The sequence below is a fragment of the Hydrocarboniphaga daqingensis genome (assembly GCF_900129825.1).
Classification (GTDB): domain Bacteria; phylum Pseudomonadota; class Gammaproteobacteria; order Nevskiales; family Nevskiaceae; genus Hydrocarboniphaga; species Hydrocarboniphaga daqingensis.
The window spans coordinates 275,362-297,830 of the sequence record NZ_FQWZ01000003.1 but is presented as its reverse complement, the minus strand read 5'-3'; the positions used below and the strand labels follow the sequence as shown (position 1 = coordinate 297,830).

The following is a 22,469-nucleotide window of genomic DNA, read 5'->3' as shown; positions in this document are numbered from 1 at the left end:
GATGATTCCGTTCGACAAAGTTTTGATCGCCAACCGTGGCGAGATCGCCTGCCGCGTGATCGCCACCTGTCGCCGCCTTGGCATTGCGACGGTCGCGGTGTATTCCGAAGCCGATGCGCAGGCGCGCCACGTGCGCCTCGCCGATGAGGCTTATTGCGTCGGGCCGGCAGCCGCGCGTGACAGTTATCTGCGCATCGACCGTATTCTGGACGCGGCACAGCGCAGTGGCGCGCAGGCGATCCACCCCGGCTATGGATTCCTCAGCGAAAACGCCGCATTCGCGCAGGCCTGCGCCGATGCCGGCATCGTGTTCATCGGGCCGCCGGTGGACGCGATCCGGGCGATGGGCAGCAAGTCGGCCGCCAAGACGCGGATGCAAGCCGCCGGCGTGCCGCTGGTGCCGGGTTATCACGGCGACGACCAGCAGCCGTCGCGCTTGCAGGCCGAAGCCGATCACATCGGGTATCCGGTGCTGATCAAGGCCTCGGCCGGTGGTGGTGGCAAGGGCATGCGCGTGGTCCACGCCGCTGCCGACTTCATTGCCGCGCTGCAAAGCTGCCAGCGCGAAGCCGCATCGAGCTTCGGTGACGAGCGCGTGCTGATCGAGCGCTATCTGCAGCAGCCGCGACACATCGAAATCCAGGTGTTCGCCGACCAGCAGGGTCAGACGATCAGCCTGCACGAGCGTGATTGCTCGGCGCAGCGGCGGCACCAGAAAGTCGTCGAAGAAGCACCAGCGCCGGGCATTAGCGACGCGCAGCGCAGCGCGATGGGCCAAGCGGCTTGTGATGCGGCACGCGCGGTCGGCTATGTTGGCGCCGGCACCGTCGAGTTCATCGCCGACGGTCGCGACAGCAGCCGCTTCTACTTCATGGAGATGAACACGCGGCTGCAGGTCGAGCATCCGGTCACCGAGATGATCACCGGGCTGGACTTGGTGGAATGGCAACTGCGTATCGCAGCCGGCGAACCCTTGCCGCTGACGCAGGCACAAGTACCGCTGCGCGGCCATGCGATCGAAGTGCGGCTGTACGCCGAAGAGCCCGAAAAGGGCTTCCTGCCGTCGATCGGCAAGCTGTCATGGTTTAGAACCGGGGCGCCGTCGCCGCATCTGCGCCTCGACAGCGGCGTCGAAGCCGGCGACGAGGTGACGCCGCATTACGACCCGATGCTGGCCAAGCTAATCGTCTGGGATACGACGCGCGACGCGGCCGTACAACGGATGCTGGCCGCGCTGGCGCAGACCCAGATCGCCGGGGTCGGTCATAACGTGGCGTTTCTGTCGCGGCTGATCGGCCACCCGGCGTTCCGGCGTGGCGAGATCGACACTGGCTTGATCGAACGCGAATCCGAGATTCTGCTGGCGGCGCCGGCTCGCGTGCCATGGAACGCCGTCGCAGCGGCGGCACTTGCGCAACTGGACGACGAGCACGCGGCCACTACCGACACGCCCTGGGCCGCCGATGGCTGGCGACTCAACGGGGCGTTGCGCCGGTCGTTCACGTACCGCTGCGGCGAGCAGGTCGTGCCATGCGCGATCGACTATGTCGGGCCCGGTCGCTACCGGATCGATGACATCGACGCCACCGTTTCGCGCCAGCCGGATGGCCGTCTGAATCTGCGGCTCGGCGAGCGAGCCTGCGTTGCGACCGTCGTTGCGGAGGGTCTGCAGCGCGACGTGTTTATCGACGGCCTCCAGTATCGGCTGCGCTACGACGATCCCTTGGCGCACGACGCTGCCAGCGACGAAGCGGGCGGCAGTCTGTTGGCGCCGATGCCCGGCAAGATCATCAGCTTGCTGGTCGAGCCGGGCGCAACCGTCACGCAAGGCCAAGCCTTGCTGGTGATGGAAGCGATGAAGATGGAGATGACCGTCTGCGCACCGCGCGCCGGCGTGGTTGCCGCCTATCGCTGCGCCGTCGGTGAACAGGTGCGCGAGGGCGTCGAACTGGTGGACTTGCAGGCGTCGACGCCGGACTGAATCCCGCGCGGTCAGTCGTTGCCCAAGGCGCGCAGCATCACCATCGTGCCCAGCGCCGGTCCGGCGCTGCTGGCAATCGGCGCGCGGCTGACTTCGATGCGGCGGGAGGCCCCGTCGCGGTCGACCAGCGTTGCGATGGTCCGCTCGGGGCCTGGCTCAAGCGCTTCCTTCAATTGCAGCACCTGCGACAAGGGCCGACCTTCGGCGTCGTCGTTGAGCCAGCCGATGATCTGCTCGGCGGCTGCATTGACGAAGCGCACTCGTCCATCGGGATCGATGGCGATGATGCCGTCAGTGACGCTGCCCAGCGCCGATGCCAGCCAGTGGTGTGCCTCGCGCAGATGCGCTTCGGCCTGACCCTTGAATGACGCGAGCTGGATCGCGGCCTTCAGATCGCGACCCAGGAACGGCTTGGTCAGATAGCCGAACGGTCCGACCTGGGTAAGCCGGTCCACCGTCAGCGTGTCGCTGTATGCGGTCAGGAAGACCACCGGAATCGCCAAGTCGCGCTGAATGACTTGTGCCGCTTCGACGCCGTCACGCGGCCCTTTGATGACGACGTCCATCAACACCAGATCCGGCTGTTTTTCGCGCGCGAGGCGGATCGCGTCCTCGGCGTTGTCGGCAATGCCGAGCACCTTGTGTCCTAAATCCTGGATCTGCGCCGCGAGATCAAGCGCAACAATCGCCTCGTCCTCGACTATCAGCAATGCCGCCATAGGTGCGCTTCCGTCGCTGCGGTGGGTTGGAGAAGTCTACGGTCCAGATTATCAGTACGGCAGCGTACTGGGATCAAGAAACGACGCGCGATACCGGCAGCACCAGCGTGGCGCGGGTGCCGCTGCCAGACTGCAGATCGAAGCTGGCATCCAGCTGAGACGACAGTGAGCGCACCAGTTTCAAACCTAGGGATGTCGATGCCAGGTTGCCGATATCGTCCGGCAGTCCGATGCCGTCGTCGACGACATCGATCCTGACGCCACCGTCAGTTACACCGACCGTGATGTCGATGCGCCCGCTGCGTCCGTTGGCGAACGCATGCTTGGACGCATTGCTGAACAGCTCGTTGACGATCAAACCCAGTGGCACCGCGGTGTCCAGGCCGATCGGCATCGGCGGGCTGTTGCAGACGACCTCGATACCCCGCTGCACACTGCCGGAGGAGACCGCCAGACGCTGGACCAGGTCGGACAGGTACGCGCCCAGATCGATCGCCGCCAAGCTGCGCGACTGGTAGAGCTTTTCGTGCACCAGGGCCATTGCGCGGACGCGTCCGGCCGCATCGGCCAGCGCTGAACGTGCCGGACTGTCCGGCAAGGTCCGCAGCTGCAGATTGAACAGGCTGGTGACCACCTGCAGATTGTTCTTGACCCGGTGGTAGACCTCGCGCAGCAACGTCTCCTTTTCGGTCAGCGCGGCCCGCATCTCGACTTCGTGGCGCTTCTGCACCGAGATATCGGTGGCAATGCTCAAGTAGCCGGTGATGATGCCGACGTCGTCTCGCAGCGCCGATATCGACATCAGCACCGGCACGCCGCGACCGTCTTTGCGGATGAACGTCCAAGGACGCTGGTCCTGGCGTCCTCGACTGGCATAGGCGACGACCGCTTCGAAGTCACCCAGCACTTCAATGTCTTCTTCCTCCATCAATAAGCGAGAGCGCAGCAACAACTCGGTCTGATCGTGCAACGCGACCTGGCTCATCTGACCGACGCATTCGGCCTCGCGATACTGCAGCAGCCGCTGCGCGTTGCGGTTGATGCTGGTGATCAATCCGCTGGCGTCGGTGGTGATGATGCTCGTCGGCGCCGAACTGACGATGCTCGACTGCAGCGCCAGCGCATCGCGCAGCGCCATTTCAGCCTTGCGACGCTCCTCGGCGTTTTTCATCTGGACGATGAAATAGCGCGGCTCGCCCTGGTTGCTGCGCACCAGCGAAACCGCCAGCACGACCCACAGATAGCCACCGTTCTTGCGTACGACGCGACGATCGCTCTGGTAGCTGGGCGCTTCACCTGCCATCAGACGGTCCAGCATCTTCAAATCGAGTGCCAGCTCGTCGGGATGGGCGCCGTCCTGATAACGCATCTGTGACAACTCGTCGCGGCTATAGCCGGTGATGTCGCAGATCGCCTGATTGACCTCCAGCCAACGGCCCTCGATCGACATCAGCGCCATGCCGATCGGCGCATTGGCCATGATCGTCCGAAAGCGCTGCTCACTCTCCCGCAGCGCCTGTTCGGCGCTGCTGCGGCGCGAGATATCGGTTGCCATCATCACTTGCAGATGTTCACCGCCAACCTCGATCCAGTTGCTGAAAATCTCGATCGGAAACGTCTGGCCCGAGCGCATCGCATAGATCGGTCGTTCCGGAAGGTCACGCTCCGCCGCCACTTCGCGTTGAGCCAGGGATGGGTCGATGCTCGACCTCAGCGCGTGGCCCGGTATCAGGTTGTCGACCGGGCTGCCGATCAACGCCGGTCGCGGTATCGCGAAAATCGTGGCCGCGTGGTCATTGGCTCTGACGATGTGACCGCTGCGGTCGATCACCAGAATCGCTTGCGGTGCCTGATCGAACACACTGCTCAACATCACCTCACTGTCGATCAGCGCATCGGCCTGCACGCGACGGTGACGCTCGCCGTAGGCGACGCGCCGTCGAAGCATCGCAACCTCGACTCGCCACATCAGCACAATCACCAGCACGATCAGCAGCGCAGCCGCACCGAGCAGTATCAGCAGCCCGCCGATCGGGGGATTGAGCGTGATGTTCACATCGCTAGCGTAGGAAACCCGAACGCCAACCGCGATGACGTTCATCAGTTTCAGACAGACGGACGGAGCGCAACGATGGCCGGTCGCCGATCGCGCCCGCATCGGCACGGACGGTCGATTCCGGCGTCAGATAACGATCGATTTCCCGCCGGGTGCGCAATACGTTCGTCGCCGCTACAGGCCAACGTCCCTTGACCCGATTGTCAGGTGCGGCTGTACTGGCGATGCAACAACATCAGCCGGTCGCCAGCGCAAACACCGGTACCGCATCGCTGAATCCCTTCATCACCTCGGGAGCACGTGCGTCGACGGCATAGCGCGGGTCGTCGGCGACGGCCGTGCACGTGGTCTGGTCGATCAGCACCTCGCCGTCGGCGGCACGCTGGCACAGCCGCGCTGCGAGGTTCACCGCCGTGCCGACGGCGGCATACTCCAGCCGCCCCGCACCGCGCAAAGCGCCGATCGTCGTATCGCCGGTGGCCACGCCGATGCCGATGCCCAGATCGACTCCGGCTTCCTTCAGAAACTGACCGACGCGCTCGCGCAGCTCGGCTGCGAGCCGCACTGCATGCAGTGCGTGGCGGCGATCCGGCAGCGGCGCGCCGACCAGGATCAGCACGCCGTCACCGGCATGGTCTTTGACGGTGCCGCGATGTTGCAGGCTGACGGCGCCGACGACGCGGTAATAGCGCTCCAGCAGGCCGACGACGCCATCGGAATCGTGTTCTCGGGCATAGGCGGTAAAGCCGCGCAAGTCGCAGATGACGATGCTGATCTGGCGCCGCTCGCGGCGCATCGCTTGCTCCATGCCCTGCGTCGACAGCAGACGCGCGATCTCCGGCGACAGGAACTGCCGCATCGACGCGCCGCGCTGGCCCTGGATGATCAGGTATTGCACCGCGCCGGACAGGAAGATCAGCAAGCCGAACGAGATCAGCAGCGGCACCCAGTCGCGGCTGACCACCAAGCCGGTCAGCAGAAATGGCGCGGCGACCATCAGCGCGCGCAGCCGCACCGACTCGGCCGGGTCCTTGCGCGTGAAGCGCACAATCACCAGCGCAATCGTCGACAGCAGAATCGCCGTCGCCAACACCGGCACCAGCGCCCAAGCCAAACCGCGCATCCGCAGCCAGCCGGTACCCTCGCCCGCCGCCTGGTCGGGTGCGAGGACCACGTAGCCGATCACCAGCAAGCCGTACAGCAGCGCGATGCCCTGGGAGACGCGAAACAGCACGCCAACGGTCCGCTTGAGCGTGGCACTGGCGTCGGCGGCGACACGCCGTGCCCATTCGATGCCGGCCAGAATCGACAGCGTCTCCAGGCTGCGGCTGCCGATCTGGTAGATCCAGAAGCTGTTCGGGCCCATCGCGTGCTCGAGTGGCACCAGCGCCAGGCGCACCCCGATCACGATCAGGCACAGCGCCAGGGCGCGGCTCGACGGGCTGCGCCGGTCGGCCCAGACGAAGATCGCACCCAGGCCAACGGCCAGCAGCGCGGCAACCCAAAAGGCACTGCCCGTCATCGTCGTCGGATCGTCGCAAGAGTCGGTGGAGAACCGCGCGATGTTGAGCCCAGCGCTCCCGTGCGGCAAGCGCGGCGGTGCGAAGGATCAATGCATACTTTGGCGATGCCCACGATCGCCGATGTCGAAACCTGGTATGCCGCGCGCAATTGGCGCGTATTCGAGTTCCAGCGTCAGTGCTGGGCGGCCTATGCGGCCGGGCAGTCGGGCCTGATCCACGCCCCCACCGGCGCCGGCAAAACGCTGGCCGCGTGGATCGCCGCACTGTTGCAGTCCCGCGGTGCCGACGAGCCGCTGCGGGTACTGTGGATCACGCCGATGCGCGCACTGGCGGCCGATACCGCGGCCGGCTTGCAGCAGGCCAGTGATGCGCTCGGCGCGGGCTGGAGCGTCGAGCTGCGTACCGGCGACACCGGCAGCGCCGCCCGCGCCAGGCAGCGCCGGCAGATGCCGCAGGCGCTGGTGACGACGCCCGAATCGCTATCGCTGCTGCTGTCGTACGCCGACCTGATCCCACAGTTTACCGGCCTGCACGCGGTGATCATCGATGAATGGCATGAGCTGCTCGGCAGCAAGCGCGGCGTGCAGACGGAACTGTGCCTATCGCGCTTGCGGGCACTGGCGCCGTCATTGCGAACCTGGGGATTGTCGGCAACGCTCGGCAATCTCGAGCAAGCCGCGCGCGTGTTGGTCGGCGTCGATCGAACGGCCCAGATTGTGGCCGGTGTCTCGCCCAAGCACACCGTGATCGAAACGCTGCTGCCACCGGCGATACAGCGCTTTCCGTGGGCCGGACATCTGGGCCTGCCGCAACTACCGCAGGTGATCGAGGCGCTGAATGCGGCGTGCAGCTCGCTGGTGTTCACCAACACGCGCGCACAAGCCGAGCGCTGGTTCGACGCAATCGGCGCTGCGTTGCCAGACTGGCCGATCGGCTTGCATCACGGGTCGCTGGACGCCGGAATGCGCCGCGACGTCGAAGCCGGCATCAAGACCGGAGCGCTGCGCGCGGTGGTTGCGACATCGAGCCTCGATCTGGGCGTGGACTTCACGCCGGTGGATCAGGTGATCCAGATCGGCGGGCCCAAGGGCGTGGCGCGTCTGCTACAACGTGCCGGCCGCAGCGGCCATCAGCCGGGCCAAACCAGCCGCATCGTCTGTGTCCCGACGATGGCGCTGGAGCTGGCCGAGTTCGCTGCCGCGCGCCGCGCCGCTGGCGCCGGGCTGATCGAAGCCCGAACGCCGCTGCGGCACTGCCTGGATGTGCTGGCCCAGCATGTCGTGACGCTGGCGCTGACGTCGAGCCTGAGCGCCGATCAGCTACGCGCTGAGATCAACGGCACGCATGCCTATCACGGCCTCGGCGACGCCGAATGGGCCTGGGTGCTGGACTTCGTGATGCGCGGCGGCAGCGCACTGGCCGCCTATCCGCAATATCGCAAAGTGGTCGAGCGCGACGGCCTGTTGCACGTGGATGATGCGACGCTGGCACGACGACACCGAATGGCGGTCGGTACGATCGTGTCCGACTCGATGATGCGCGTCAGCTACCAGCGCGGCGCATCACTGGGCAGCGTCGAAGAAAGCTTCGTCGCACGACTCAAGCCGGGCGATGGGTTCTTCTTTGCCGGGCGTCGCGTTGCGCTGGTGCGCGTCCGCGACATGGTCGCCTACGTCAAACCGGCGACCGGCAGCAGCGTGATTCCGCGATGGATGGGCGGACGCATGCCGTTATCGTCGGAACTGGCCGGCGTGGTCCGCGAACTGCTGGCCGAGGGCGATCACACCGATGCGGCGTCGCCTGAACTTACCGCGCTGCAGCCGCTGCTGAGCGTGCAACGACGCTGGTCGGCATTGCCGGAACCGGGCCTGCTGCTGGTGGAGCGCATGCGTTCGCGTGAGGGCCATCATTGGTTCGTCTATCCGATGGCCGGGCGTCATGTACACGAAGGTCTATCGGCGCTGCTGGCCTATCGCCTGGCGCAACGCGCGCCGCTGACCTGCAGTTTTTCAGTCAACGACTACGGTTTCGAACTGTTGGCGCGGACCCTGCCCGACCTCGACGCCGACGGCCTGCGCGCGCTGCTGAGCACCGACCGCCTGGAGCACGACCTGCCGGCCAGCATCAACGCTTCCGAGATGGCCAAGCGTCGCTTCCGCGAGATCGCACGGATCGCCGGCCTGGTGTTTGACGGCTATCCGGGCAGCGGCGGCAAGACCGTCAAACAGATCCAGGCCTCGAGCGGCCTGATCTACGATGTGCTGGCGCGCTACGACCCGGACAATCGGCTGACAGCGCAAGCACTGCGTGAGGCACTGGAACAGCAACTCGACTACCAGCGCCTGCGCGACAGCCTGCAGCAGATGCAGTCGGAACAAATCAGGTTGATCGACGTCGACCGCTTGACACCACTTGGCTTTCCGCTATGGGCCGACCGACTCAATCAGCATCGCGTATCGAGCGAGGGCGTCAGCGAGCGCGTCGCGCGGATGCTCGAAGAACTCGAAGCCGCGGCCCAGTCCGAGCCGGCAGCGACATCGACGACGCGCCGCCGCCGCGTAAGCAGTCGTGCTTGATCCAACGCAGACGCTGGACGTGGCGCTGGCCGGCGAATCGGTACGGCTCGATGCACGACGCGCGCTGTACTGGCCGCGACGCCGCACGCTGATCGTCGCCGACGTGCACCTGGGCAAGGACAGCGTGTTCCGCCGTGCCGGCGTCGCCGTACCCAGCGGCAGCACGGGCGACGACCTGGCTCGTCTTGCGGCGCTGCTGCTGGACCACGGCGCCGAGCGGCTGCTGGTGCTCGGCGACTTGTTCCATGCACGCTTGGTCGCCGACGAGCCTTGGTTCGCCGACATGGACCGCTTTCGGAGACAACACGCATCACTGCGGATCGACGTGGTGCGCGGCAACCATGACCGCATCGACGGCGTGCCCGCCGCATGGCAACTGAACTGGCGCGAGGAACCAGCCGACGAACCACCGTTCGTGCTGATGCATGACGCAACCGCGCCGCGTTCGATCACGACGGGCTACGCGCTTGGCGGGCACCTACACCCGGTATTGAACCTGACGAGCACCCGCGACCGGCTGCGGCTGCCGGTTTTCTGGCTGCGGCAGGATCATGCGGTGCTGCCGTCGTTCGGCGGATTTACCGGCGGCCATCCGATCGAGGCTGTTGATGGCGATCGCGTGATCGGCATCGCCGGGGATCGCTTGATGGCCTTGCCGAATCGGCGACGTTGACGCCCAGTGGCGATCGACGCGCTACTCCGCGTCGGGCTGCTGCTGCGGCGCAGCGCGCTGGAACGCGTCGAGCTGCATCGCCGCGTCGCTCAAGCGGCAGATCGTCGGGTATGCGTCCATCGGCAGATCGAAACGTCTTGCATTGAACACCTGCGGCACTAGCACGACATCGGCCATCGTGATCTGATCGCCGACACAGTGGCGGCGACCGTCCGACATCGCCGACAGGCGCGGCTCGAGCGCGGCGAAGCCGAGCTGCATCCAGTGCTGCATCCACGCGGTCCGCTGCGTCTCGGCGGCACCAAACTGCGCCTTGAGCCGGTTCAGCACCCGCAGATTGTTCAGCGGATGGATATCACAGGCGATCTGCAGCGACAGCGAGCGGATCGCCGCGCGCTGCATTGCGTTGCCCGGCAACAGCGGCGGCTGCGGATAGGCCTCGTCGAGATACTCAATGATCGCCAGCGATTGGGTCAGCAGCGCACCATCGATCTTTAGCGCCGGGATCAATCCCTGCGGGTTGATCACTCGATAGGCGTCGGCGTGTTGCTGTCCGCCGTCGCGCAGCAGATGGACTGCATGCGGCTCGTAGTCCAAGCCCTTGAGCCGCAGCGCGATGCGCACTCGAAATGCGGCCGAGCTACGCCAGTAGTCGTACAGCAGCCGATCCGCTGCGTCGTTGGCGGCGCTCATGACGACGCGACTGGCGCGGCGACGCATTGGTCGATCGCGCCGAATACGCTGCAGCCGTCCTCGTCGACCATCTCGATGCGGACGCGATCGCCGATCTGCAGAAACGGCGTTTGCGGCTTACCGGTCTGCAAGGTCTCGACGGTGCGCAACTCGGCGATGCAGCTGTAGCCAACACCGCCCTGTGCGACCGGACGGCCCGGCCCGCCATCGGCGTCGCGATTGCTGACCGTGCCGCTGCCGACGATGCTGCCGGCGCTCAAGGGTCGCGTGCGTGCCGCGTGCGCGATCAATGTCGGGAAGTCGAACGTCATGTCGACGCCGGCATTTGGGCATCCGAATGCAAGGCCGTTGAGCGTGCTCAGCAGCGGACGATGCAGACGCGCGCCGTCCCATGCGGCGCCCAGTTCATCGGGCGTGACCGCCACCGGCGAGAATGCCGAGGAAGGCTTGGACTGGAAGAATCCAAAGCCCTTGGCCAGCTCACCCGGGATCAAGCCGCGCAGCGACACGTCGTTGACCAGCATCAGCAAACGAATGCTGCGCTGGGCCGTCGCACGGTCGGCACCGGCCGCGACATCCGTTGTGACAACGGCGATCTCAGCCTCGAAATCGGCGCCCCACTCGACATCGGCCAGCGGGATCGGCTCGCGGGGCGCCAGAAAGGCATCGCTGCCGCCCTGGTACATCAGCGGGTCGGTCCAGAAGCTCGCCGGCATGTCGGCGCCGCGCGCCTTGCGCACCAGTTCCACATGATTGACGTAGGCCGAGCCATCAATCCACTGATACGCACGCGGCAGCGGCGACAAGCAAGCGCACGGATCGAACGCGGCCAACGTCGCGCCGCCGGCATTGACCCGCTGATACTGCTGCTGCAGCAGCGGCTCGGCTTGATCCCATTGATCGAGCGCCTGCTGCAACGTGGTGACGGCGGCCGGCATGCACACGCTCAAGTCACGCGATACCACGACCAGGCGGCCGTCGCGCGTGCCGTCACGCAGCGTCGCGAGCTTCACGGCGCACCCGGCGCCGGCATGCGCCAGCTTTGGTGGTAGTCGGCGCGCTCGACCTGCATCGCCAGCTCGCCGATGTCGAGCGCATCGCGCGTGTCGATCATCACCGCATACTCGTCGGTGCCAGGCTTGGTCTGATGGAACATCCGGCTCAAGGCCTTCGGATGCGGGCCATGCGTGAAGCCACAGGGATGCAGCGTGACCATGCCGGGATGGATGCCATCGCGCGAGAAGAAGTCACCGGCGTGATAGAAGATCACTTCGTCGTAGTCGTCGTTGTTGTGGAAGAACGGCACCTTCAGCGCACCCGGATCGGTCTCGAACGGCCGCGGTACGAACGTGCAGACAACGAAGCGGTCGGCGACGAACGTGGTGTGTGCCGACGGCGGCAAGTGATAGCGGTGCGACATCAGCGGCCGCAAGTCGCGCACGTTGATCCGCACCGGGTGCAGCGTCCCGTGCCAGCCTTCGGCATCGAGCGGATTGAACGGATACAACACGGTCGACAACTGGTTGCGGCGCTTGATCCGCACCCGCCAGTCGCCGACGAGCGCGCGCTGCCGACAGAAAGCATCGTCGATCGCCGGTAAGTCGAACATCGCCGGGTCGAAGATCGCCTGCTCGCCGACCAGGCCCTTGCCGGGCAGCTGATAGCTGCTGCCAGTGGCTTCGATCAGCAGCAGCGTAATCGGCGCGGCGCACTCGATGCGCCACATCGTGCCGCGCGGCAGCACCACGTAGTCGCCGCTGACCACGCTCAGATGGCCGTAGTCACAGAACAGCTCGGCCTGCCCGTCGTGTACGAACAGCAACTCATCGCCATCGCCATTGCGCACCAGATGATCCATGCTCGCCGTGCAACGCCAGTAACGCATTTGCACCGCAGCGTTGAGCAGCACGCTGGCCGCGTCCCATGGCGATGCGCCTTGCACCGGCAACTGCGTCAGATCAAACGCACGCGGCCGCAGCGGGCCTTCCCAGGACGTCCAGCCGGTCGGCGGATGCGTGTGCATCATCTGCGTCGACGGGCCGAAGAAGCCGTTCTTGCCGAGCTCGCGCTCGTAGCATCCGTCGGGCAGATCGGCATGCGCCTGGCGTGATGTGCGGCCCTCGCTGGGCGGACGGTAGATCCACTTGCGGTCGCTCATTGCGGCGCTCCCTGAAGATCAGTGACCATGGGACCTGAATCGAGACTACTGACTACGACCGGCCATTGTCCTCGGCTGATCACCTGATCGTCGGCCTGCACCTGTGTGGCGGCAATCGGTGCCTGGGCACTGATGCGCAGCAGGCGCTCGCGCAGATCGCCGCGAGTCGATTCAAACAGCTGGTCAAAGCGATCGAGTACGAAGTAGGTCTGCTGAAACGTATCGATCCGGTAGGCCGTTTGCATCACACGCTCCAGATTGAACGCGATCCGGTGCGGCTGAGGCGATTCGATGCAGTAAGCCGTTTCGCTGCCCGACGACAAGATGCCGGCGCCGAATGCGCGCAGGCCCTGTGGCGTGCGGATCAAGCCGAACTCGACCATGTACCAGTACAGGCGCGACATCGGTTCAACCGCATCCAGGTCCACGGCGATGCGTCCCTGCGCGCCGTAGGCCTGCAGGTAATCGGCAAACACCGGGTTGCTCAGCAGCGGCACATGGCCGAAGAAGTCGTGAAAGATATCGGGCTCGACCAAGTAGTCGAACTCGTCTTCGCGGCGCAGCCAGACGCTGACCGGAAACTCACGCCGCGACAGATAGCCAAAGAACACATCGTTCGGAATCAGGCCCGGCACGGCGACCAGCTGCCAGCCGGTGGCACGATGCAGCAGCGTATTGACGCGATCAAAACGCGGAATCGCGTCGGCCATGTCCAAGGCGCGTACGCCGTCGATGAAGGCCGGCGCCGCATAACGCTCGATCAACTGCGCTTGGCGCGCATACAAGCGCCGCCACAATGCGTGATCGGCCGCTGTGTACCGGGCGTAGTCCTGCTCAACGCGATAGTCCGCGCCGCAGTGCTGATAGTCGCCACGCAGCTGGCAGCTGCCGGCGACTTCGAACGGGTTGCCGCGAGCGCCGTGTGCGTCCATGGCGTTACGCAGCCAGCGCGCCGCGACGAATCTGGTCGCGTTCCATGCTCTCGAACAGCGCCTTGAAGTTGCCTTCGCCAAACCCCTCGTCGCCCTTGCGCTGGATGATCTCGAAGAAGATCGGGCCGATCTGCGTCTCGGTGAAGATCTGCAGCAGCAAGCGGCCGGGGCCGGCTCCGTCGATCAGCAGCGCACGCTGACGCAACGCGGCGATGTCTTCGCCGTGCCCCGGCAGACGCTCGTCGACGGCTTCGTAGTAGGTGTCCGGTGGCGGCGCCAGAAACGGCACGCCATTGGCGCGCAGTCGATCGACGGTGGCGCAGATGTCGTCAGTCGCCAGTGCGATGTGCTGAATGCCCTCGCCGCGATAGGCCTGGAGGTATTCGGCGATCTGGCTGCGGTCGTCGGCGCTCTCGTTGATCGGGATACGCAGCTTGCCGCAGGGGCCGGTCATCGCCTTGGACGTCAGGCCCGTGTGCTGGCCCTCGATATCGAAGTGGCGGATTTCGCGGAAGTTGAACAGCCGCTGGTAGAAGTCGGCCCAGTGCTGCATGCGCCCACGCTCGACGTTGTGCGTCAGGTGATCGATCTGCGTCAGGCCGACACCGTGCGGGTGACGATCGACACCGGGCAGGTAGCGGAAGTCGACATCGTAGATCGACAGCTCGCCTTCACCCTGACCGTAACGATCGACCAAATACAGCGGCGCACCGCCGATGCCTTCGATCGCCGGTATCCGCAGTTCCATCGGCCCGACCGGGCCGTCGATCGCCGTGGCGCCGCGCTGCAAGGCCTGCTCGAACGCATGGCGTGCGTCGTTGACGCGGAACGCCATCGCGCACGCCGACGGTCCATGGTGGCGGGCAAAGCCGGCCGCGTGCGACGCCGGCTCGCCGTTCAAGATGAAGTTGATGCCGCCCTGGCGATACAGCGACACGCGCTTGGAGCGGTGCTCAGCGACGCGCGTGAAGCCGAGCGATGCAAACAGCGGCGCGAGGCTATCGGCATCGGGGGCGGTGAATTCGACGAACTCGAAGCCGTCGGTGCCCAGCGGGTTGGCGATCTGCTGCGTCATGGCGAAGCTCCTGTCTGTTGCAGACAATGTTAGGGAGCGCTTCGATCAATGTGCTATCTATATCAGCAGTGATACGCCTTGATTACGCAATATTCAAGATGCCGATGCCCGATACAAGCAATATTGTTGCGAGCACGCTGGACCGCCTCGATCACCGCATCCTGGCCGGGCTGGCACGCGACGCGCGGATCTCCAATCTGGCGTTGGCCGAGCAGGTCGGCCTGTCGCCGGCGGCCTGCCTGCGTCGCGTCAAGCAATTGGAGGAGCGCGGTGTGCTCGGCGGCTACACGACGATGGTGCAGCGCAAGGCGCTGGGCTTGAACGTGGAAGCTTTCGTCCAGATCAGCCTGGAACGGCAGACACCGGACAACGTCGACCGCCTGCACGACGCGATTCGCGGCCTGCCCGAAGTGCGCGCCTGCTACTTGATGACCGGCAGCGTCGACTACCTGCTGCATATCGTCACCAGCGACCTCGACGCCTATGCCGAGCTGATGTCGCGCAATCTGCTGGCGCTGCCCGGCATCAAGGATGTGCGGTCGAGCTTCGTGCTCAAGTGCGAGAAGCGCGAGCCGGGCATCTACGTCGTGTAGCGGCCGGTACGGCGGCCGGCAGGCTCAGGTTTCGTCGGGCTCGTCCGGCTGGTCGTCTTCGATCTCGCCCGAACGGATTCGCTCCAGACGCTCCTGGAACACTTTCAGCAGGCGCTCGCCGTAACCCTCGTCCATGATCTGCGCCTCGATCGCGTTGCGCAGCGCGTCGATGTCGAACTCGGGATGCTCCGGGTCGATGATCTCGGCAACATCGCCAACGGCCTTGGGCCAGTTCTCGTCGATCATCAGCATCGCCGGCGTATCACCGGCGTCGAGTGCGAACACGGTGAAGTCGAAGCGGTGCGAATAGCCGTCCCAGGTCACCCATTGCGGCTCGCCGGAGTCGAGGTAGGTCAACACCGCCTCGGCAATGACCGCGGCGAACTTCTGGATATGGCTGTGTTCGATCATCTGGGGTCCAATCAAGTCTTGAGGCGGTAGCCGGTGCGGAAGATCCACGCGATACCGACGATGCAGATCAGCATGAACAGCAGCGTCATGCCGAGGCTGACGCCGACGCTGACATCGGCGACGCCATAAAAGCTCCAGCGGAACCCGCTGATCAGATAGACCACCGGGTTGAACAACGCCAGCTTCTGCCAAAACGGCGGCAACATGCCGATCGAGTAGAAGCTGCCGCCGAGGAAGGTCAGCGGTGTGATGATCATCATCGGTACGACTTGCAGCTTTTCAAAGCCGTCAGCCCAGATGCCGATGATGAAGCCGAACAGGCTGAAGGTGACCGACGTCAGCAGCAGGAAGCCGAGCATCCAGACCGGATGCATCACGCTGTAATCGACGAACAAGCGCGCCGTGATCAGGATCAGCACACCGAGGATCAGCGACTTGGACGCTGCCGCGCCGACGTAGCCGCAAACCACCTCGAAGTACGACACCGGCGCCGATAGCACCTCGTAGATCGTGCCGCTGAAGCGCGGCATGTAGATGCCGAACGAGGCATTGGAGATGCTTTCGTTGAGCAGCGACAGCATGATCAAGCCGGGGATGATGAAGGCGGCGTAGCTGATGCCGTCGATGGCGCCGACGCGAGAGCCGATCGCAGCGCCGAATACGATGAAATACAGCGACGTCGACAACACCGGTGAGGCAATACTCTGCATCAGGGTGCGGAACGTGCGCGCCATTTCGAAGCGATAGATCGCGCGGATCGCGTAGAGATTGACCAGCGATGTCATCGGGGCTGCCTCACCAGACTGACGAAAATGTCCTCCAGCGAACTCTCGCTCGACGACAGGCTCTTGAAGTCGATGCCATGGTCACCGAGCCGGCGCAGTAGCGGCGCAATGCCGGTCTGCTCGCCTTGCGCATCGAATGTATAGACCAGCGTCTGGCCGTCGGCCGACAGCTCCAGCGGGTACTGCGCGAACTCTTCCGGAATCGCCGCCAGCGGCGACTGCAACTGCAGGCTCAGCTGCTTCTTGCCAAGCTGTGCCATCAAGCGCGCTTTCTCCTCGACCAGGATGATGCGGCCCTGGCTGATGACGCCGATCCGGTCGGCCATCTGCTCGGCTTCTTCGATGTAGTGCGTGGTCAGGATGATCGTCACGCCGCTGGCGCGCAGACGATGGACCATCTCCCACATGTCGCGTCGTAGTTCGACATCGACACCGGCCGTCGGCTCGTCGAGAAACAGAATCTGCGGTTCATGGGACAGCGCCTTGGCGATCATCACGCGGCGCTTCATGCCACCCGACAGGGCCATGATCCGTGAGTCACGCTTGTCCCATAGCGACAGCTCGCGCAGCAGCTTTTCGACCAGCGCCGGATTGGCCGGCTTGCCGAACAAACCACGGCTGAAATTGACCGTAGCCCAGACGGTCTCGAACGAGTCGGTCGACAACTCCTGCGGCACCAGGCCGATCTTGCTGCGCGCCGCACGATAGTCACGGACGATATCGTGACCGTCGGCGAGGACGACTCCGCTGCTGGGGTTGACGATGCCGCAGATGATGCTGATCAGCGTCGTTTTTCCAGCGCCGTTGGGGCCCAGTAGCGCGAAGATTTCGCCGCGACGAATGTCGAGGTCGATGCCCTTAAGCGCCTGGTGACCGGACGCATAGGCCTTGGTCAGCGCCTGGACGGAGATGATCGACTGCAAGCTGTTCTCCCGAAAGTGACACGGCGCATCGACCGGCGTGACAGATTATGCCTGATCGGAATGCCGGAGTTTTTACAAAAACCCGCTAAAAACCGCCTGATTTTCGCTCGGCGGGCTTGGCGCGCGCTCGCGCTTGCCCTACATTCCACGCTGCCGACGCCAAAACGCGGCTCAGATCGGCATATAAACCCACGCATCGAGGACGACATCACCCCATGAGCACGAAGAAAGCCGTGAAGAAGAAGGCTCCTGCCAAGGCCGCCAAGTCGGCTGCCAAGCCGGCCGCCGCCAAGCCGATCAAGGAAACGATGAGCAAGACCGGCCTGGTCGCGCATCTGGCCGAAGCCACCGGCCTCGCCGGCAAGGAAGTGCGCTCGGTGCTGGCCGCGCTGGAAACCGCCGTGCATTCGTCGATCAGCAAGAAGGGCGCGCGCTCGTTCACGCTGCCGGGCCTGCTGAAGATCACCGCCGTTTCGGTGCCGGCCAAGCCCAAGCGCAAGGGCATCAACCCGTTCACCAAGGAAGAGCAGGTGTTCGCCGCCAAGCCCGCCTCGGTGAAGGTCAAGGTGCGGCCGCTGAAGAAGCTCAAGGACGCTGCGCTCTAATCGCGCCGCAAAAGCCTTGACTGGATGCTGCCATCGCAGCATCCACGATGAGGGCATGGCCGGGTCTACGGACTTCGCCATGCCCTCTGTGTTTTCAGTGCTCGGCATCCGTGCCGCGCACGAAGCAACGGCAGCGCACCCTCGTATTGCCGCCTAGAAGTCCAGATCGAGCGCGCCGCACAGCCAGTCGTACAACGGCGCGATCTGCTCGTAGTGCCGCGTCAGGCGCTTGACCAGATCCGGCGCCATCACCTCGTCATCGCTCAGCGCGCGGCTGGCAATGAAGTCCTTGCGCTTCAGATCGTCGATCAGTTCATGCGCCGGGTCGTAGCCGCGCGGCGGCCGCGTCAGTGCCTCGCCGTCCAAATGCCAGGGATCGGGCAGGCCTGGCTTGCGAGTGGCGTCCTTCCAGCTGCGCGGATTGTTCAGCAGGTAGTCGCGGATCAGCTTCAGTGTGTCGGGCTGGGGATGCCAGATGCCACCGCCAACGAAGCTGGCGCCTGGCTGGATGTGCAAGTACAACACCGGGGCATCGAGCCGCCCCATCGACGCATTGCTGCCTTCCGAGCGTGCCACGGCGCGCGTTGCCGCATGAAAGAAGGTAATGCCGACGTGGCGCTTGTAAGGACTCTTGTCGCCCGAAAAGCGCACGTCGCGGTGAATGCGGAATAGCGAGCCGCCAACCCGCTTCGGCTCGGCCCGTAGCTGCGGCGAAATCGTCGCCAGCGGTTCGGCCATGTCGGCGATCAGCCGCAGGCTGGGCTCGCGCAGCGAGGCCTCGTACTGCGCCTTGTGTTCGGTGAACCACTCGCGGTTGTTGTTGCGCGACAGCTCGGTCAGAAATCGCAGCGATTGCGGCGTGAAGTACGGCGTGGACTTGGCGGAAGGCATGCGAGGAGTCGAGCGACGGCGCGTTGATGGCCGGGCGCGAGCATCGGCCACGCGACCGCGGCCGGCAATACCCCGCGACATCAGACCGCTGCGATCGCGATCGGCAAATGTGATCGGGCCGTGCCCGCAACGGCGTGCCCGCTTTCAACTCTGGCGGGCTTTCGGCCATAGCCGCGCAATCGTTTGTTTCCACTGGGATAAACGACGTCTGTCGAACGCATGGCCAAGGTCGGCAAAAAGTTTCTGACGATGCCACTGAACTATTCGAGCCGACCGGCCTCCAACACCGTGAATGTGGTTTCTCCCTTTCCACATTCCCCGCCTCTCTCCCTGGGCGGGTCCGGCTTCCCCCGAGCCGGAACCTGTGCCCCGTGAGTCCCACCCCTGGCTCACGGGGCATTTCTTTTTGGGTTCGCCGTCCGTGCCGGCTCTTGCATGGCGGCGCATCGCCGCGATATCCAGTTCGAGCACGAACGACGACAGGCGCCGCTGGAAGGAGAACGCCGATGAGACCGATGCCGATACGGTTGCCACGACCCCGTGTGCTGCTGTTCGACTGGCATGCAACGCTGGTCGATACGATGGACGCGATGTACTACGCCCTCGACGATGTGTTGCCACGCCTGGGGCCGCTCGGCCTGCTGAATCGCCTGGTACCGCCAGGCGAATCCAAGACGGCCGAAGATGAGCGCCTCGTGCAGTACGTGCGGCAGCACACCAGCCTGCACCCCAAGATCAAAACGGAGCGGCGCATCTCGCGTACCGATATCTTCGAACTGCTGTTCGGAGCCGACGAAGAAGCCAAGCAGATCGCGCATCGCGAGTTCGACGCGCTGTACGAGCGGCATTTCGGCGCCGTTCGCGTGCTCGAGCCCGACGCGCGCCAGCAGCTGCTTGGGTTGCGCGCTCGTGGCATCAAGCTCGGCGTGCTGTCCAACCGCGCCCGTCGCTTCATGGCCCACGAAATCTACACGGTGGATGCCACCGGCTGGCACGACCTGTTCGACGTGATGGTTTGCGGCGATGAGGTACCGCGGCGCAAGCCGTTCCCCGACCTGATTCTCAGCGCGTTGCAGCAACTCGGTGAACCGACCGACGCGCACTGTTGGTATGTTGGCGACAGCGTGTCGGATATCGTCGCCGGCGCAACAGCCGGCGTCACGCCGGTGTTCTACAACGGCGTGGGCTGGGATGATGCCTGGCTGCAGAAAATCTTCCCGAATACGCCGCGCCATCCGCACCAGCCCGAGGCCGTGATCGCCTCGCTGGCCGATCTGGCAGAGCGCGTGGACGCTGCCGGCGGCGCAAGCCGTACCGACCGCGTACCCCCGCTTACGGCATGACGCCGCCGGCCGGCCGGATCAGGCCGGCATACAAGCCCTCGATCGCAAACTCGGTCTGCTCGGGATCGATACGGATCGGCGCATAGCGATCCTGGTCGTCGTTCTCGGACAGCAGCACCACGTACTTGCCCTGCTTGGTATAGCGCTTCAGCGTCATCGTCAGATCGCCGGTGACCGGATCGACGATGCGCACGGCGACGATCTGTCGGCTGTGAGCTTCGTGGGTCTGATGGATGCCGACCAGATCGCCGTCGAAGATGTTGGCGTTTTGCATCGACCAGCCTTCGACGCGGCGCAGGAACTGCGCACGCGGCCGAAACAGCGTCGGCTCGACGGTCAGGAATTCCTCGACGTTTTCGTCGCTCATCACCGGCGTGCCGGCGGCGATGCGGCCGATGACCGGCAGCCGGTTCGCCGGCAGCGCCGCCAGCGTTTCGTGGACGATGCGCAAGCCGCGCGCGGTGCCCTCTTCGCTCTGCACATAGCCCTTGTCGATCAGCGCCAGCAGGTGATCGCGCGCGGCGATGCGGCTGAACTTGAAGCGGTCCGCGATCTCGCTTTGCGTCGGCGGACGACCGTTCTGCTCGATATGACGCTGCAGAAAAGCCAGCACCTTGGTCTGTTGCTCGGTCAGCGGCGGCAAGCTCATAGGGGGCTTACATTATGGGCGGGGTTACATTAATGTAAGTTCCATCAGGCGCCGTTGCAAACGCCTCCCTACCGCACGACCCGAAAGCCCCGACGATGAAATCCAAGCGCTCGAAGTTGTTGTCCGCTCCGTTTGCCCCGATCTGGCTGGTCGCTGCCGCCGTGATGGCCCAGCCCGGCAGTGCACAGGCTGCCGAAGTCGCAGCCGCGTTCTCGCCGGGCATCGCCGGCACCACGGCCGAAGCGCTGGTGATCGAGACGATCGACTCGGCGCGGCAGAGCATCCGGCTGGCGGCGTACTACCTGACGTCGCGGCCGATCGCGCAGGCCTTGGTCGACGCCCGTCGTCGCGGCGTTGACGTCAAGGCCGTGCTCGACAAGGACACGCTCAATCGCAGCGCCGGCAGCGCGCAGTATCTGGCCAATTCCGACATCGCGGTCCGCATCGACAGCGAGTACTCGACGATGCACAACAAGTTCATGGTGGTGGACTCGCAGACGGTGCAGACCGGCTCGTTCAACTACACCGAAGCCGCATCGCGGGCCAACGCCGAAAATGTGATCGTCGTGCGCAATCACGCGCCGTTCGCGCAGGAATACGAATCCGAATGGCAGCGCTTGTGGCGTGAATCCGAGCCGCTTCCTCGCCGCAACTAGCGCCGCTGGCCGCGTTCAGCCGCTGATCAGTCGCCGGTGAAGCGCGGCGGCCGCTTTTGCAGAAACGCATCGACCGCTTCGGCGTGATCGGCGCTTTCGTGGGCCAGCGCCTGAAACGCGGCCGATAACTCCAACACCTCGCGCAGTCCTTGCTGCTGTCCCTCGCGCAGCAGTCGCTTGGCCAAGCGCAGAGCCTTGGCCGGATTGGCGGTGACGGCCTCGGCCAGCGCGATGGCCGTCGGCAACAGCGCATCCGGTGCAACCACGCGCGACACGATGCCGCAGGCCAGTGCCTCGGTCGCGTCCAGCGTCTGCCCGGTCAGGATCATCTCGGAGGCTTTCGACAAGCCGACGATGCGCGGCAGGATCCATGCGCCGCCATCGCCCGGAATGATGCCGAGCTTGATGAAGCTCGATGCGAACGTCGCCGTGTCGGCCGCGACGCGGATGTCGCACAGGCAGGCGAGATCCAAGCCCAGGCCGATCGCATGCCCGTTGATGGCGGCGACCATCGGCAACTCGCAGTCCCACAGTGCGCGAATCACCGCCTGCACGCCGTCTTTGTAGTTGCGCCGCGTCGCCGCCACCGAATCGAGCGGCCCAATGCCGTTGCGATCTTTCATCGCCTTCAGATTGCCGCCCGCGCAAAACGAACGACCACGGCCGGTCAGCAGTAGACAGGACACGCCAGGCTCGTCCTGAGCACGCTGGACGGCGGCGATCAGGTCGGCGCAGTCCTGCCGGGTCGCGATCGCGTTGTGCGTATCAGGGCGATCGAGCGTCAACTGCGCAATCGCACCGTGACGCTGGTAGTGAACAAAACAGGGAGAGCTCATATCGGGTACGCAGGGCCGGCCATCACGCGATGCTGCCAGCGAGCGACCGGCAGCACCACCACCGGCGGAGCAATCAGCTCGGTTCCAGCGGCTTGAACCGGCCGTCGTTGAATTCCTGCTCAGGCCGAGCCCACAAGCTGCCGTTCTCAGCACGATAGATCGTCAGCACGTCGCCTTCGACGATCGGTCGACTCGATTGCACCTGGCCCAGCCCGAGCTGCGCATAGACGCTGCCGCGCTTCAGGTGTCGATGCGTCGGCGCGCCCAAGCCGGCGGCCCGCTCCAACTCGTCAATGCGCTGCATCAGCCTCGCGACTTCCTGCTGCAAGGCTTCGACCCGGGCGTCGTCGGCTGCGCTCATCGTCGTCACTGGTGTGAAATGGCGCCCCCA

Annotated in this window: 22 protein-coding genes; 7 read left to right on the top strand and 15 right to left on the bottom strand. The window is 64.9% G+C overall.

Annotated features, from left to right (window positions below):
* Nucleotide 1 precedes the first annotated feature (1 nt).
* Nucleotides 2-1,981 carry an acetyl/propionyl/methylcrotonyl-CoA carboxylase subunit alpha gene (locus tag BUB09_RS07320; RefSeq protein WP_072896190.1) on the top strand — a complete coding sequence of 660 codons (1,980 nt, stop codon included), beginning with the start codon at nt 2-4 and terminating at the stop codon, nt 1,979-1,981.
* Nucleotides 1,982-1,992: 11 nt separating this feature from the next.
* Here the strand turns inward: BUB09_RS07320 and BUB09_RS07315 are convergent, their stop codons facing one another.
* From BUB09_RS07315 to BUB09_RS07305, 3 genes are all read right to left on the bottom strand, one after another.
* Entirely contained in the window at nt 1,993-2,700 is a 708-nt protein-coding gene (locus tag BUB09_RS07315) for an ATP-binding response regulator (RefSeq protein WP_072896188.1), read from the bottom strand.
* Between the two features lie 73 nt (nt 2,701-2,773).
* The gene (locus BUB09_RS07310; protein ID WP_072896187.1) at nt 2,774-4,801 is read right to left on the bottom strand and encodes a sensor histidine kinase; all 2,028 of its coding nucleotides are present in this window, start codon (nt 4,799-4,801) and stop codon (nt 2,774-2,776) included.
* A 190-nt stretch (nt 4,802-4,991) separates the two neighbouring features.
* Nucleotides 4,992-6,278, bottom strand: a complete 1,287-nt coding sequence (locus tag BUB09_RS07305) for an adenylate/guanylate cyclase domain-containing protein (RefSeq protein ID WP_139250167.1) — start codon at nt 6,276-6,278, stop codon at nt 4,992-4,994.
* Between the two features lie 105 nt (nt 6,279-6,383).
* On the opposite strand from BUB09_RS07305, the gene BUB09_RS07300 reads away from it, so the two are divergent.
* The gene (locus BUB09_RS07300; RefSeq protein WP_072896184.1) at nt 6,384-8,855 is read left to right on the top strand and encodes a ligase-associated DNA damage response DEXH box helicase; all 2,472 of its coding nucleotides are present in this window, start codon (nt 6,384-6,386) and stop codon (nt 8,853-8,855) included.
* Nucleotides 8,848-9,528: a ligase-associated DNA damage response endonuclease PdeM gene (pdeM, locus tag BUB09_RS07295; protein ID WP_072896182.1), complete on the top strand. Its 681-nt coding sequence runs from the start codon at nt 8,848-8,850 to the stop codon at nt 9,526-9,528. Before BUB09_RS07300 ends, pdeM begins: the two co-directional genes overlap by 8 nt.
* Nucleotides 9,529-9,549: 21 nt before the next feature.
* Here the strand turns inward: pdeM and maiA are convergent, their stop codons facing one another.
* Genes maiA through hppD form a run of 5 tightly spaced genes read right to left on the bottom strand, consistent with a single transcriptional unit; the run spans nt 9,550 to nt 14,386 of the window.
* Nucleotides 9,550-10,221, bottom strand: a complete 672-nt coding sequence (gene maiA, locus BUB09_RS07290) for a maleylacetoacetate isomerase (protein ID WP_072896665.1) — start codon at nt 10,219-10,221, stop codon at nt 9,550-9,552.
* On the bottom strand, nt 10,218-11,234 hold the full coding sequence (locus BUB09_RS07285; RefSeq protein WP_072896180.1) for a fumarylacetoacetate hydrolase family protein: 1,017 nt from the start codon (nt 11,232-11,234) through the stop codon (nt 10,218-10,220). Before BUB09_RS07285 ends, maiA begins: the two co-directional genes overlap by 4 nt.
* Complete coding sequence (locus tag BUB09_RS07280) at nt 11,231-12,379, bottom strand: homogentisate 1,2-dioxygenase (protein ID WP_072896178.1); 1,149 nt, start codon at nt 12,377-12,379, stop codon at nt 11,231-11,233. The genes BUB09_RS07285 and BUB09_RS07280 overlap by 4 nt, the downstream gene beginning before the upstream one ends.
* Nucleotides 12,376-13,311, bottom strand: a complete 936-nt coding sequence (phhA, locus tag BUB09_RS07275; protein WP_072896176.1) for a phenylalanine 4-monooxygenase — start codon at nt 13,309-13,311, stop codon at nt 12,376-12,378. Before phhA ends, BUB09_RS07280 begins: the two co-directional genes overlap by 4 nt.
* A gap of 4 nt (nt 13,312-13,315) precedes the next feature.
* Nucleotides 13,316-14,386 carry a 4-hydroxyphenylpyruvate dioxygenase gene (gene hppD / locus BUB09_RS07270; RefSeq protein WP_072896174.1) on the bottom strand — a complete coding sequence of 357 codons (1,071 nt, stop codon included), beginning with the start codon at nt 14,384-14,386 and terminating at the stop codon, nt 13,316-13,318.
* Nucleotides 14,387-14,490: 104 nt separating this feature from the next.
* On the opposite strand from hppD, the gene BUB09_RS07265 reads away from it, so the two are divergent.
* Complete coding sequence (locus tag BUB09_RS07265; protein WP_072896663.1) at nt 14,491-14,979, top strand: Lrp/AsnC family transcriptional regulator; 489 nt, start codon at nt 14,491-14,493, stop codon at nt 14,977-14,979.
* 24 nt (nt 14,980-15,003) lie between these two features.
* Here BUB09_RS07265 and BUB09_RS07260 read toward each other — a convergent pair whose 3' ends face one another.
* From BUB09_RS07260 to BUB09_RS07250, 3 genes are read right to left on the bottom strand one after another with little or no spacing between them, the layout of a single operon-like run.
* A complete protein-coding gene (locus tag BUB09_RS07260) occupies nt 15,004-15,390 on the bottom strand; it encodes a hypothetical protein (protein WP_072896172.1) in 387 nt (128 codons plus the stop codon).
* Nucleotides 15,391-15,401: 11 nt separating this feature from the next.
* A complete protein-coding gene (locus tag BUB09_RS07255; protein WP_072896171.1) occupies nt 15,402-16,175 on the bottom strand; it encodes an ABC transporter permease in 774 nt (257 codons plus the stop codon).
* On the bottom strand, nt 16,172-17,098 hold the full coding sequence (locus BUB09_RS07250) for an ABC transporter ATP-binding protein (RefSeq protein ID WP_072896169.1): 927 nt from the start codon (nt 17,096-17,098) through the stop codon (nt 16,172-16,174). The genes BUB09_RS07255 and BUB09_RS07250 overlap by 4 nt, the downstream gene beginning before the upstream one ends.
* A 215-nt stretch (nt 17,099-17,313) precedes the next feature.
* On the opposite strand from BUB09_RS07250, the gene BUB09_RS07245 reads away from it, so the two are divergent.
* The gene (locus tag BUB09_RS07245) at nt 17,314-17,703 is read left to right on the top strand and encodes an HU family DNA-binding protein (RefSeq protein WP_072896167.1); all 390 of its coding nucleotides are present in this window, start codon (nt 17,314-17,316) and stop codon (nt 17,701-17,703) included.
* A gap of 153 nt (nt 17,704-17,856) precedes the next feature.
* Here BUB09_RS07245 and BUB09_RS07240 read toward each other — a convergent pair whose 3' ends face one another.
* Entirely contained in the window at nt 17,857-18,594 is a 738-nt protein-coding gene (locus BUB09_RS07240; RefSeq protein WP_072896165.1) for a DUF2461 domain-containing protein, read from the bottom strand.
* A gap of 506 nt (nt 18,595-19,100) precedes the next feature.
* Here BUB09_RS07240 and BUB09_RS07235 point away from each other — a divergent pair.
* Nucleotides 19,101-19,937: an HAD family hydrolase gene (locus BUB09_RS07235; RefSeq protein WP_072896164.1), complete on the top strand. Its 837-nt coding sequence runs from the start codon at nt 19,101-19,103 to the stop codon at nt 19,935-19,937.
* On the opposite strand, the gene lexA is transcribed toward BUB09_RS07235, so the two are convergent.
* Nucleotides 19,927-20,586 carry a transcriptional repressor LexA gene (lexA, locus tag BUB09_RS07230; protein WP_072896162.1) on the bottom strand — a complete coding sequence of 220 codons (660 nt, stop codon included), beginning with the start codon at nt 20,584-20,586 and terminating at the stop codon, nt 19,927-19,929. The genes BUB09_RS07235 and lexA overlap by 11 nt on opposite strands.
* A gap of 95 nt (nt 20,587-20,681) precedes the next feature.
* On the opposite strand from lexA, the gene BUB09_RS07225 reads away from it, so the two are divergent.
* Complete coding sequence (locus BUB09_RS07225; protein WP_072896160.1) at nt 20,682-21,242, top strand: phospholipase D family nuclease; 561 nt, start codon at nt 20,682-20,684, stop codon at nt 21,240-21,242.
* Between the two features lie 26 nt (nt 21,243-21,268).
* On the opposite strand, the gene BUB09_RS07220 is transcribed toward BUB09_RS07225, so the two are convergent.
* Both BUB09_RS07220 and BUB09_RS07215 read right to left on the bottom strand, forming a co-directional pair.
* A complete protein-coding gene (locus BUB09_RS07220) occupies nt 21,269-22,078 on the bottom strand; it encodes a crotonase/enoyl-CoA hydratase family protein (protein ID WP_072896158.1) in 810 nt (269 codons plus the stop codon).
* A 73-nt stretch (nt 22,079-22,151) separates the two neighbouring features.
* Nucleotides 22,152-22,439, bottom strand: coding sequence for a coiled-coil domain-containing protein (locus BUB09_RS07215; protein WP_072896155.1), 288 nt, complete (start codon nt 22,437-22,439; stop codon nt 22,152-22,154).
* Nucleotides 22,440-22,469 lie beyond the last annotated feature (30 nt).